Source organism: Gluconobacter cerevisiae (genome assembly GCF_015244675.1).
Lineage (GTDB): Bacteria > Pseudomonadota > Alphaproteobacteria > Acetobacterales > Acetobacteraceae > Gluconobacter > Gluconobacter cerevisiae.
Genome location: NZ_JABCQO010000006.1, coordinates 1 through 12509, shown reverse-complemented (window position 1 = coordinate 12509; position 12509 = coordinate 1). Strand labels below are relative to the sequence as shown.

Annotated in this window: 11 protein-coding genes; 6 read left to right on the top strand and 5 right to left on the bottom strand. The window is 51.8% G+C overall.

All coding sequences use genetic code 11. The features are described 5' to 3' along the window. The first annotated feature begins 1 nt into the window (after position 1). Together HKD21_RS08370 and HKD21_RS08365 are read left to right on the top strand one after the other, a co-directional pair. A complete protein-coding gene (locus HKD21_RS08370; RefSeq protein WP_194255258.1) occupies positions 2–1285 on the top strand; it encodes an MFS transporter in 1284 nt (427 codons plus the stop codon). Further along, on the top strand, positions 1282–2214 hold the full coding sequence (locus HKD21_RS08365; protein ID WP_194255257.1) for a TauD/TfdA dioxygenase family protein: 933 nt from the start codon (positions 1282–1284) through the stop codon (positions 2212–2214). The genes HKD21_RS08370 and HKD21_RS08365 overlap by 4 nt, the downstream gene beginning before the upstream one ends. 202 nt (positions 2215–2416) lie before the next feature. Here the strand turns inward: HKD21_RS08365 and HKD21_RS08360 are convergent, their stop codons facing one another. The 3 genes from HKD21_RS08360 to HKD21_RS08350 are packed head-to-tail and all read right to left on the bottom strand — an operon-like array spanning position 2417 to position 6169. After that, positions 2417–3076, bottom strand: a complete 660-nt coding sequence (locus tag HKD21_RS08360; protein ID WP_194255256.1) for a methionine ABC transporter permease — start codon at positions 3074–3076, stop codon at positions 2417–2419. Further along, the gene (locus tag HKD21_RS08355; protein WP_407646554.1) at positions 3057–3851 is read right to left on the bottom strand and encodes a methionine ABC transporter ATP-binding protein; all 795 of its coding nucleotides are present in this window, start codon (positions 3849–3851) and stop codon (positions 3057–3059) included. Before HKD21_RS08355 ends, HKD21_RS08360 begins: the two co-directional genes overlap by 20 nt. A gap of 26 nt (positions 3852–3877) precedes the next feature. Next, the gene (locus HKD21_RS08350; protein ID WP_322782919.1) at positions 3878–6169 is read right to left on the bottom strand and encodes a TonB-dependent receptor plug domain-containing protein; all 2292 of its coding nucleotides are present in this window, start codon (positions 6167–6169) and stop codon (positions 3878–3880) included. A gap of 366 nt (positions 6170–6535) precedes the next feature. Between HKD21_RS08350 and HKD21_RS08345 the strand changes: the two genes are divergently transcribed. Both HKD21_RS08345 and HKD21_RS08340 read left to right on the top strand, forming a co-directional pair. Next, entirely contained in the window at positions 6536–7579 is a 1044-nt protein-coding gene (locus tag HKD21_RS08345; protein WP_194255254.1) for an isopenicillin N synthase family dioxygenase, read from the top strand. Next, positions 7572–8414, top strand: coding sequence for a MetQ/NlpA family ABC transporter substrate-binding protein (locus tag HKD21_RS08340; protein WP_194255253.1), 843 nt, complete (start codon positions 7572–7574; stop codon positions 8412–8414). Before HKD21_RS08345 ends, HKD21_RS08340 begins: the two co-directional genes overlap by 8 nt. A gap of 272 nt (positions 8415–8686) precedes the next feature. On the opposite strand, the gene HKD21_RS08335 is transcribed toward HKD21_RS08340, so the two are convergent. Continuing rightward, positions 8687–9607 (bottom strand): LysR family transcriptional regulator ArgP, encoded by a 921-nt coding sequence (locus HKD21_RS08335; protein WP_194255252.1) that lies wholly within the window; start codon positions 9605–9607, stop codon positions 8687–8689. Between the two features lie 73 nt (positions 9608–9680). Between HKD21_RS08335 and HKD21_RS08330 the strand changes: the two genes are divergently transcribed. Together HKD21_RS08330 and HKD21_RS08325 are read left to right on the top strand one after the other, a co-directional pair. Beyond that, entirely contained in the window at positions 9681–10298 is a 618-nt protein-coding gene (locus tag HKD21_RS08330) for a LysE/ArgO family amino acid transporter (RefSeq protein ID WP_194255251.1), read from the top strand. Between the two features lie 84 nt (positions 10299–10382). Next, a complete protein-coding gene (locus HKD21_RS08325) occupies positions 10383–10646 on the top strand; it encodes a DMT family transporter (RefSeq protein ID WP_194255250.1) in 264 nt (87 codons plus the stop codon). A gap of 269 nt (positions 10647–10915) precedes the next feature. On the opposite strand, the gene fucP is transcribed toward HKD21_RS08325, so the two are convergent. Then, complete coding sequence (gene fucP / locus HKD21_RS08320) at positions 10916–12262, bottom strand: L-fucose:H+ symporter permease (protein WP_194255249.1); 1347 nt, start codon at positions 12260–12262, stop codon at positions 10916–10918. Positions 12263–12509: the final 247 nt, after the last annotated feature.

The window sequence follows — 12509 nt, the reverse complement described above, 5'->3', positions numbered from 1 at the left end:
GATGCAGACGATACCCCTGCCCGCCAGCCGCCTGCCACGGAGCTTCGCGCTGCAATATGCCGGGCTTCTGGTTTTTATGATCGGAGATGGTGTCGAGGTCGGCTATCTGTCGCCCTTTCTGGTCCAGACGGGCCAGACGGAACACTTCGTCGCCCTCCTTTTTACGGCCTATGGGCTGGCTGCTGCCCTGGCGGCCTGGTTCTCGGGCCTGCTATGCGATATTTTCGGCAGCCGCACGGTCATGACCGCAGGTTTGCTGTTCTGGGTTCTCCCACAGCTCCTGTTCCTCAGCGTCGCCATTCCCGCCCATTCTCCAACCCTGCTTCTGCTGACCTACGGACTGCGCGGAGCAGGCTATCCGCTGTTTTCCTACGGACTGTTGACCCTGCTCGTCACCACGGTCCGGCAGGACCGTCTGGGACGGGCCGTCGGCCTGTTCTGGTTCTGCTTCACCTGCGGCCTGCCTACGGTCGGCTCCATCGTGGCGCAACTCCTGCTGCCAGTGTACGGCCAGTACGTTACGCTCTGGATCGCCCTGCTCGGCGTAGGAGCGGGGGGCGTTCTCGCCATCCTGCCCCTACCTGCCACGCCCCGGTCGCAGAAAGGGAGCCTGAAGGATATAGGCCCGACCCTGCGCGAAACAGTCCGCCAGATCCGTTACAATCCGGGCGTGGGATTGGCCTGCATCGTACGTGCGGTCAATTCCAGCGCCACGCATGGCCTGATCGTCTTCATGCCCTTCTTCTTCACCAGCCGTCTGGGCCTGTCGCAGGATGTGTGGATCCGGTTTCTGGAAATCATCTTCGCCAGCAATATCGTCTTCAACTTGCTGATCGGTTTTGCCAGCGACTATATTTCCTGGCGCCAGACCGTGATCTGGTTCGGCGGCATCGGCAGCGCGTTGAGCTGCGTCGGACTGTACTGGATTCCCCTACTCTACGCCCAAAGCAGCCTGTTCACAGTCTACGCCTCTGCTGCCGTCTTCGGGATGACGCTTGCCGGATATGTGCCGCTCTCGGCCCTGACGCCGTCTCTCTTACCGGACCACAAAGGCATCGCCATGTCCCTGCTGAACCTCGGTGCCGGCAGCAGCGTCTGGATTGGCCCCTTCATCGTCTATGCTTTTGAAGGTGCTGTCGGCACGCAGGGCATTATTCTCATCTACGCCGCACTCTTTCTAGCCAGCGCCATCCTCACTTTTTTCATCACCCCCCCGCCTCTCACACGCCCTGACCGTGCTCTCAACAGCACCGTAGTCCCCCAGCCCGAAGGACTTCCCTCATGACGAACCTCAGCATTGTCCCCCGCGAACCCGCCTTCGCCGACACCCTCAAAGCCGAAAAGGTAACATCCCGCATCGGTGCCATCATTCATGGCGTCAATGCCCGCGAGCCTTTGCCCGAAGAACACAAGGCGTTTCTTCATGACGCCCTGCTGCGCCACAAGGTGATCTTCCTGCGCGATCAGTTTCTTGATGACGCCCAGCATGAAACACTCAGCCGTGTTTTTGGGGACCCGATCCTCCATCCGACCATCCCGGCCGCAGACGGCACCCCCTATACATTCGAGCTGAACTCCCGCAACGGCCGCTCCACGGATTCCTGGCACACGGATGTCACGTTCGTCCCCGCCTATCCCAAAGCCTCCATTCTGCGCGCCATCACGATCCCGCCTTATGGTGGCAGCACTCTCTGGGCCAATACGGCCACGGCCTATGACGACCTGCCCGCCCCGCTGCAACAGCTCGCCGACACGCTCTGGGCCGTTCATGGCAACGACTACGATACCAATTTCTATAAATATGATCTTCGTCACGAGGAAATTGCCAATTTTCGCGCAAGCTTCATCTCAAAGATTTATGAAACGGAGCACCCGGTCGTCCGCGTCCACCCGGAAACCGGTGAACGCACGCTTATTTTGGGTCATTTTTTCAAAGAAATCCGTGGTATTCCTACCCAACATGCCAACCGGCTATTGGAAATCTTTCAGTCCTACATCACGCAGATCGACAATACCGTCCGCTGGAACTGGAAACCCGGTGATGTCGCCATCTGGGACAACCGTGCCACGCAACACTACGCCACAGCCGACTTCGACACCCATCCCCGCCTCCTACGCCGGATTACCGTGCGCGGAGACACTCCTATTAGCATCACTGGTGAAAAAAGCCGTCAGCTTAAAGGCCCAGATGACGGACATGATTTAGATGATTGATACTCAAGGATAATATACCGAAATCGATATGGAATTAAGCCTCAAGGTAGAAATATGACGATTGCAGCCAGAAACAGGATCAAGAAGATTTTGGCTGCATATCATAGGTTAGACAGTACCTTCCCAGCCTATAGCTGAGCTGGAAAGGTGCTCTTAATAGCGTCTGAGCTTCCTAAAGGCGTCATCAAGAGGAACACCATCCTCATATGAAATTCTTCCTCAATCGGGCAGAAATAGAATTCCCGACGATCTGAACAAGAATCGTCAATACAACAAGAATGCTCACCACCCACAACATCATGGTTGTATTAAACCTTTGGTATCCGTAGCGGATTGCAAGATCCCCCAGTCCACCTGCGCCAACAACACCCGCCATGGCAGATGCACTGATGAGTGTGACCAGCGTGACGGTCAGGCCGGAGACCAGCCCTGGTAAAGCCTCGGGAATAAGAACCGAGCGAACGACTTTCGTCCGTGTTGCGCCCATAGCACGAACCGCATCAATCAGTTCCGGAGACACCTCTCTCAATGAGACTTCCGCGATGCGCGCGAAATATGGGATCGCGGTAATGGACAATGGAACGATGGCCGCGGCAGTCCCAAGAGCCGTTCCCATTACTAAGCGCGTGAAAGGGATCAAAACGACAAGAAGAATAATGAAGGGCACTGCTCTTGTCAGATCAACCACAACCCCAAGAATCCGACCGATGGGACGAACGGGCCATAGTCCCCCGGACCTCGTGATGGTGAGGAGAATAGCGAGAGGCAATCCAAAGAGAACGGCAATTGCTGCGGACGCAAAAACCATTTCGAGCGTCGCCAGCGTGGCTTTGAAAAACAGATCAAAAACCTGATGATGCATATCCGGCGGCCTCCATGTCTTCTCCATTATTCGGCAAACGACTGATGAAAGACTGCGTTAAGGCATGCTTCGCCTCCCCTTTGTGCAGTAACTCACTGGAGATATCTTCAACAATACGCCCCTGATCAAGCACAAGCACCCGGTGAGCCAGACGGCGGATAACATCCATTTCGTGTGTAATGAGAATGACCGTAACACCAAGCTCTTTATTAACGGCCTTAAGAAGGGCAAGAATTGAAGTCGTTGCTTCAGGGTCCAACGCGGATGTTGCTTCGTCACACAACAAAATAGCCGGATGACCCGCCAGCGCTCTTGCGATCCCAACCCTCTGCTTTTGCCCTCCGGAAAGCTGCGAAGGGTGTTTTGTCTCATGCTCTTCAAGGCCGACCAGATGGATCAGTTCCTGAATACGGTGCTGCCGCTCTTTTTTGGGAATTCCCAAAATTTCCAGACCAAGAGAAATATTGCCCGCCACAGTCCGGGACTGAAGAAGATTGAACCCCTGAAAAACAAGACCGATCCGTTGCCGAAGGGCAAGCAGTTCCCGTTCTTTAAGAACGCTGAGGTTTTTTCCTTCAACGAGAACGTGCCCTGAATCCAGGGTTTCTGCGCCATTCAGGCAACGAAGCAAGGTCGTTTTCCCTGCTCCCGAACGCCCAATGAGCCCTACAATTTCACCGCGAAGAACAGAAAAGCTGATATTTTCCAGCGCAAAGTGACCATCAAAGGTCTTTGACAGACCTTCAACTTTCAACATCTCATTCGCTTCAGCCATACCCGTATTCTGCATCACCATCATATTCAAAGAGAAAGATCAGCGCGAAGATAGTAAAAACCACCCTCTTCGGAAAGCTGCTGACTAAGTGTGTCGTAGAGATTGTTGTTATAATCTGCCGTAAAGGACGGCACACGGCTGGGATGGGCATTCCCGACATTGTTGCCGCCCAGCGCCAGATGAAGCTGAGGCAGAACCTGATAACCGACTTCAAGATTGGTCACGAAGCGCGGGCGGTTAATCTGATGATAAAAATCCGTTGTCGAAAAAGCATTGCTTCCCGAAACGAATGTCAGGTTGGACGTTGTATGACCATACCGGATTTCGTGGACAGCGACCGTCCATTTCCCCTGACGCCATATCCCTCCAAAAATCAGCTTGTTGGACGGGTTTTCCGTTGACATCAAACTGATCTGCTGAGCGTTCAGAACCGGAGCCCCCTCCCCAGTCCGCGCAATGTTTTTGACATTGGTATGGTTGAAATTGACGGCGGCATCCCAGTCCACTTTCCCATAACGCCCAAAGTCCGAAGAATAACGTGCCGTGATATCAAGGCCGGTCGTACGGGTACTGGCGCCATTCGTGAAGTAATTTGTACTGACCGCAGTTTCATCGCCGGCGAAACCGGAAGTATCCACGCCTGCTGCGGCATAGGCTTCTACAGCCCGGGCACCTGAAGCGTACCCTCCATCAACGATCCGGTGCTTGATGTAGATTGTATAACCGTCGACATTAATATGAAGCCGAGGCAATGGATTCAGGATCATACCCGCACTGAAATTGGTGGATGTCTCCGGCCTGAGGCCAGGCGATCCCAAAGCACGCGCAGCGGGCGAATTGGCCGCAATCTGTCCGGTGGCATAATTCGGACTGGAGATGAAAGCCGCAAAATTCTGTTCCGCAAGGGTCGGAGCACGAAAGCCGGTGCTGGCGGTACCGCGAAATCCGATGAAACGGTTGATGTCATATCGCGTGGAGATCTTTCCCGTCCGCGCATTTCCGACGTCGTCATAGTGCTCAAACCGTCCAGCAAGATCCACCCGCCAGCGTTTGACGATTTGCGTCGAGAAATCAACATAGGCTGCTGCGACGTGCCTGGCTGCGTTGACAGCATCCTGAGGCGTTTCGCCCTGATATCCCTGTGCACCGCTCAGGTAATACGACAACGGTTCTCCCGCTCCTATGGAATAGGTATCGCGGCGATATTCGCCACCAAATGCGATATTCAAGGGGCTATACAGAAACGGCAGATCTACGCCGCGCCGAATATCGAGATTGTTCGTCCATTGCTGGTTGGAGTAACTGCCAAGAAAGAAACGCGACGGGGAATATCCTGTCTCTTTATAAGCGTCTGCGTTGGCGGAATTATAATCCCCCAGCGTGTCGTGGTCTCCACCGATCGTGGAACTCAGATCCCAGTCAAAACCGTAAAGTCGTTTTCCTCGAAAACCGAGCGTGAAGCCATAATCATTCTCAGGCATTGTTTCGACGGGTTCAAACCCGTTCGGATACATCCCGGAAAGCCCGTCAGCCGCAGTGGTGCTCGGAGCACGCAGAAAAGCCCAACGTTCGGCATCGCGGTGCGTGAATGTTCCAAAACCATAAAGCTCTATGGCATCCGTCACATGATAGCCGAAATTCGTTTCGATGGACTCACGCGTCACCTGAGGCTGCCCCGTTGCCAGATCGTTATTTTTACCGGTCCGGGGATCAATCCCCGTTCTCTGGGTGCGATCCTGATGTTTGAATTCCGCACTGAGATTCAGGAATCCACGATGACCCAGCTTGAAACCTGCATTCAGGTTTTCACCGGTCGTAAAGCCATCTCCTGCAGCATAACCGCCATTGACAGCTTGAAGATGGATGCCGTGATTGTTGGATTTCAGAATGACGTTGATCACGCCCGCGATCGCGTCCGATCCATACTGAGCAGCCGCACCATCCTGCAGGATCTCAATGTGATCGACTGCAGAAATCGGGATCATATCCAGATCGACAGGGGTCGTTCCCTGCTGTGAAGACGCATCCACCGCAATGGCGGCTGTCGTATGCCGTCTTTTGCCATTCACCAGCACCAGGGTTTGATCGGCATTTAGTCCCCGAAGACTTAGCGCATCTACGACCGATCCCTGATCCGATCCATTGACTTCACGGCTGATGGAGGGAGAAAGCTGGACCAGCGCCTCCCGGATGTCCGTCATGCCTGTCGCCCTAAGCTGGTTGCCCCCAATGATCGTAATGGGGCTGATGCTGCGTGCCGCCGTTTGGGAGGGATCGCGCGTACCCGTCACGATGACCTGCTCCGGTTCGTCAGCCACAGCCTGTTCTGTCCTGACGACAGGCACGTTTTTTTTGACCACAGTCTCTTTTCTGGACTGTTTTTTCACGCCGGTACTATCCTGACCCGAAGTATTTTCGGCCGCGACAGCCCCCGGAAAGGTCCCGGAAAACGAAAGGCCAACAAGAAGTGGCGCCAGGACATAACCACTACGCATAAAAGTTCTTTCAAGAAGATTTGTGTTTTGTTGATTATTTCATAGTGTTTTTTGAGTCAAACATAACATTGATGTGGATTTAATATATATCGCGTTTTATGGAGGGTTATATGAGGACGCATGACCTTGGAATCTGCTGAAAAAGGGGTTCCAAGGGCAAAAAATTCAGAGCCGAAAGTGGTTACGTGTATGACGCAGAGCACTCTTTCTCTACCCACCATCGACCTGTCCCAGTGGCAGGATCATCAGGCGCCAGACGAGATTTTCCTTGCATCTCTGCGCAACGCTGCCCACGAATATGGCTTCTTTTACCTGAAAGGCCATGGAATTTCGGCTGATCTGAATACCGATCTCATGGCACAGGCGACCAGGTTTTTCTCTCTGCCGATGACGCAAAAAGAACGTATTTCTATGGTTAATTCTCCACATTTCAGAGGGTATAATCATGCAGGCCGAGAGATCACACGCGGCAAAGCAGATTGGCGGGAGCAACTCGATATCGGCCCCGAACGAGCCATCGTGGAAGATCTGAAGGACAAGCCAGCTTACCTGCGCCTTCAGGGACCCAACCAATGGCCAGACACACTTCCACAACTCAAGATAATTGTTCTGTCATGGCAGGAGCAGGTTCTGAATGTCCTCAGGCGCCTGTTAGAAGCGCTTGCTTTATCTCTAGGTCAAGCAGCGAACGCTTTTCATCCCGTCGTCAGCAATACGCCTTATCAGCTTTTGAAACTCATCCATTATCCCGGCCATCAGGGGGAGGGAGAAAGGCAGGGCGTGGGCGCTCATAAAGACAGCGACCTCCTCTCGCTCATCCTTCAGGACAATGAGGGCGGACTGGAAGTGGAACTGGCAAACGGTGAGTGGCTTCAGGCACCACCCCAGCCGGAGACGTTCATCGTCAACATCGGCGAATTGCTGGAAGTCGCCACAAGCGGATATTTCAAGGCTGCGGTTCATCGTGTCGTCAGCCCGAACTCAGGGCGGGACAGGCTTTCCGCAGCCTTTTTCCTTGGGGCACAACTCGACGCAACGATGCCAATCCTCCCGCTACCCGACGCCTTGGCAAGCTCCAGCAGCGGGATCACGCAGGACCCCAACAATCCTCTCTTTTCCCAGATCGGACAGAACACACTCAAAGGGCGGCTGCGCTCCCATCCAGATGTCGCGGCCCGACATCACAGTGATCTTTTCTCTGCCGTTCCCTCGAAAGCCCTGCACCATGCGTAATCGCCTTCCAAGCCAGAAACAGTCCGCGCCCGGTATTTCTCTGGGGCGTCGCAGCCTACTCACGCTCCTCGCTGCCACATCGCTCATTGGTCCATCCGCAAACGCGCAAGCAAAGCCTGTACGGGTCGGTATCCTGTCAGGAGAAGACGAGGATATCTGGCGTATTGTTCAGGAAAATGCCCGCACGACAGGCTTGACCATCGAAGTCGTCACTTTTTCTGAAGGGAATCCGATCAACGCAGCCCTTGCGGCAGAAGATCTGGACGCCAACGCATTTCAACACGGCCCTTACCTTCAAGCCCAGAATACCGCGCTTGGATCTCATATCGTGCCTGTTGGAAACACCTACTTCGCACCGATCGGCTTTTATTCGAAAAAATGGAAAACACTCTCCACAATTCCTGATGGTGCAACGATCGGCGTTCCTGCGGACCCTACGAACGAAGGACGCGCGCTTAAACTCTTGCAATCTCTCGGACTGCTGAAGATTTCATCTGACGCAGGCGAAATGCCAACCGCAATCGACATCTCCGAAAATCCAAAAAACCTGACGATCAAGGAACTGGATGATCCTGTTCTGGCGCGGTCTCTGCCAGATCTGGATGCTGGCGTAGTGATTACGGAATGGGCTTACAAAGCCGGGATCGATCTCAAATCGGAACGTCTCGCCCGTGAGAGTATGGACAACAATCCCTACATCAATTTCATTGCCGTAAACGAGCCCGATGCCCATGCCAACTGGGTTCAGCCACTGGTGAGCGCTTTTCAAAAACCCAATGTCCGCACCAAGCTGCTTGAAGCCTATCACGGAGCCATCATTCCCTCCTGGACGTAACGTCGGAATATCTAAGCGTCGATTGTTTCGACTCTGGTTTGGAGTCTTTTTACAGACCAATATCCCAAGGAAATTTCGTCAGGCTCAAGCGCCTTGGCTGGGATTTCCTTTTCCCAAAAGATGCTGACAGAAGAAATTCTGCCCCAGATTGCTAGGGTTCTGCCCGACGAATGTGTGACGTCAGCAGAGTAAAAAACATCAAACAGATGTATAGTAACGGATTCTAGCAATACCTCGCATCTAAATTATTCACGTCAAAAAAACAAATATATTCAAACGGTATAATTCCCTACGCTTCTATCGAACCAAAAATGTTTCACACATTCGTTTTTTAAGTGAATAGTGAGATCATTCAATAATTTACTATTCATTCTTGGTATAACCCAATAAAGGTCAACAGTAATCCGATGATCAGGAATAACCTCGATCAGATTACCCTGAGACAGATATTTATCCACCAGGGCGAGCGGCTGTAACCCCCACCCGACATTCTTGAGTGTAAAATCAAGGAAGCCCTGCGTCGAAGGAATGTAATGTATCCGTGATGGCAGAGCGATTTTGTGAAGATCATACAACCATCGCGCTTCCAGAGCGTCGTCTCGGTCAAAGCATATACAGGGTGCATCCCTAAACTCGGCTACTGTTCCTCCGTTACTGAAGTAGCTTGCTGCAAAATCAGGAGTGGCACAGGCAACATATTGCATCTTCCCTAAATGGACGGACTTGTATCCTGGAATCGGCTCCGCTTGGGCCGTAATCGCGGCTGTGACCTCGCCTGCCCGAAGACGATCTGCTGTACAGGTCTCGTCTTCGACGAGAAGGTCCAGACAAATGGCTGTTTCTGTTGCAAAGCGCGAGATGGCCCCTGGAAACCACGTTGCAAGACTGTCCGCGTTTACGGCAATTCTGAGAGTAATCTCGGATTGCAACAAAAAGCCTGACGCGTGCGAAAGATGAGGAATTTCCGCCTCGAGCAAACAGACTTTGTCCAGATGAGTTACCAGAGCCTGCCCCAGGTCTGTTGGTCTGCATGGCTGTCCCCGGATAACTAGCAGAGCACCCAGCCGGTCTTCGTATCCTCTGATGCGTTGAGAAACGGCAGAAGCCGTAATATTCAATTTCCTCGCCGCACCCTCAAAAGAGCCTTCTCGGATAACAGCACTGACGGCCATAAGAGCGTTATAGTCCAACATCAATGAAGGATTGCTTTATCAGGATAAGAAAAACAAGTTTTCCTTCATTGATTGTGCTGCGTAAACAAGCTGAATGATGCCTTTCATTATCAGTTTTTTGTCCGGATTTGCGCTTTCTGCCTCGCTGATTGTCGCTATTGGCGCTCAAAATCTGTTCGTTCTTCGACAGGGTTTGAAGAACGAATATGTCGGTCCAATCGTTCTTTTCTGCGGCTTTTCAGACGCTATCCTGGTTATAGCAGGAGTAAGTGGAATGGGCGCTCTACTCGTCTCACTGCCACACGTCGCAAAAGGATTTACCCTTGCTGGCGCCGGATTTCTGTTTTGGTACGGCATCAAAGCGCTACGACAGGCCACACTTTCTGAGAGCATGACAGTGACTGAAGGCGGGCCCGTCTCTTTATCAAGAGCATTGACCTCCGTAGCAGCATTCACCTGGCTTAACCCGCATGTCTATCTCGATACGATGCTTTTGATGGGCACGGCCTCCACAGCGCAACCGCTCCATCTCAGATCTTTTTTTGCAGTTGGGGCGGCATCAGCGAGTTTTTTGTGGTTTGGAGCGTTAGGATATGGCGCACGTTTTTTGCAGCCAATGTTTGCCACACCAAAATCCTGGAAGATTTTAGATCTTGTTATCGGGTGTGTGATGCTCTTCCTCGCAACTCTTTTGCTCCGACGGGCTCTCTGAATTTCTTAAAAATGCTGGAAAATCTCTATGAACTGAATTGTTCTTATCGTTGCTGGTGCTTTCGAGGTAATCTGAGCCTTTGCCATGAAACAGTCAGATAGGTTTTCAAAGCTCTGGCCTTCCATAGTCACGTTTGTGGGGATGTTGATTAGTTTCGGTCTACTTTCTCTGGCTATGAAGTCTTTGCCTCTGGGAACGGCTTACGCGGTTTGGACAGGAATAGGCGCAATCGGGGCATTTTTAGTCGGGATATTTATCTTGGGAGAAGCGTTCACCCTGACCAGAGCTTTAGCTGCAATCTTCATAGTTTGTGGCCTCATCTTAATGAAAATATCCAACCACGAATAATGCACTAAGCGCCCACAAAGATTTCGTAGCTTCGCACAACCTATTGAAAGCACCCCGAAATGTGAAAGCCTCGTTGTGCTTGAGAAAATCGCTGCCATGCCTGCAACTGCGCGATCATCATCTGCTGCAAGCCATGTTTCGACACCAGATCCACCAACATCAGCTCTTCACGGATCACCTTCGGGGCAACCCGTGATTTGCCTCCTCCGCATACGTCTTGCACGTTGCTTTACCCATAAAACCCACTTTCTCTCAAAGCGAATTTTATCTTAATCAATTGTTTGAAAAACAGAGTTCACATCTGTATGATTTTCTGCTTCATTCGTATTTCTTATGCAGTACGCTGCGAAGATTGCAATCATGAAGAAACACCCCATCGGCACGACATAAGCAAGTTGCATGTTTCCACCAGTAGAATCTGAAATATAACCTTGCAATAGTGGAAGAATGCCACCGCCACTAATGCTCATAACCAGAATTGATCCGCCATAAGCGCGGTCATGGCCCAGTTCATCAACGGTCAGGCCATAGATCGTTGGCCAGCAGGGACCGAGCAGCCCGCTAACGAGAATAGCTGCATACACAGCCGTGAAGTCATGCACCATGACCGCATAACCTAGTGCAATAATGCAGAGCAAACTGTAAACGAGCAAAACTCGCGCCGGACGAGCGTGCCGCATGAAGAAATTGGCCACCAGCTTGCCAACAAAAAACGCACAAAATGACGCGATCAGGTAAACAGATGCCTGTCTTTCGTTAATGTGGCCCAGTCTCATGGAAAGACGGATAATGAAGCTCCAGACGCCCACCTGTGCGCCGACATATAGAAACTGGGTCAGAATACCGAGGACGAAGCGTTTATTGGCAAACAACCTTTTGAGGGCACCCGCAGTATCGAGCTCATAACTGCGTTGCTGATCACGCCCTTTGCAGGCTGGATAACGCGTGACGCCAATGGCGATCATGACGACCAGTAGAACCCCCAGGATGTAGACATAGGGCTCAAGAGTGGCGTGGATCATAACGAGTTGATGCTGCCATGCCTGAGCAACCGGCATGGCGGAGAGCTGCTCACGCGAAAGATCGTTTTCCTTGAAAATTAGATACGCCCCCATGCTGGCTCCCAGAATGGCGCCTATCGGTTGGAAAGCACTCGCAAAATTCAGACGATGCGTTCCACGGCCCGGTGGGCCAAGCAGGGTGCAGTAAGTATCGGCAGCGGTTTCAATAAAGACCAGTCCGGCAGCAACAACAAAAAGAGCCACGAAGAATATCTGATATGTCGCAAAATATGCTGCGGGAAAAAACAGACAACAGCCGATAAGGTAAAGGAACAATCCCAACTGGATGGACCATTTGTAGCTGAATTTCTTAATAATCATACCTGCTGGAATGCCCAGCACAAAATAACTGATGTAAAAGGAAAACTGCACGAGGGCAGATTGAAAATCCGACAGCATGAAGGCTTTGCGGAACTGCCCGATCAACACGTCATTGAGGCTCATGGCGCAGCCCCATAGAGAGAACAGACAACACAACAAACCAAATGCGAGCAAAGGTGTGCGATTGAGATAAAAACCGTCCGGTAACTGGACGATAGGATCGGACTTGGCCACGTATTGCCTCACAGGATATAGTTTACCGGTAAAGATGAAAAACATTCTCTAAGTGAGGTATGATATTCCCTCATCAGATTCATGTTACTATAACCTAAAATATCACATATTTAATGTTTTAAAAGTGTTTTTATCCTGACGTGCTCCCCGGAAATGTCACCATTTTAAAGTAGAGTCCGATCGAGAAGGATACGGACGAATGAAGCGCAGTCGCTTTACGGAAGAGCAGATCATAGGGATCCTGAAG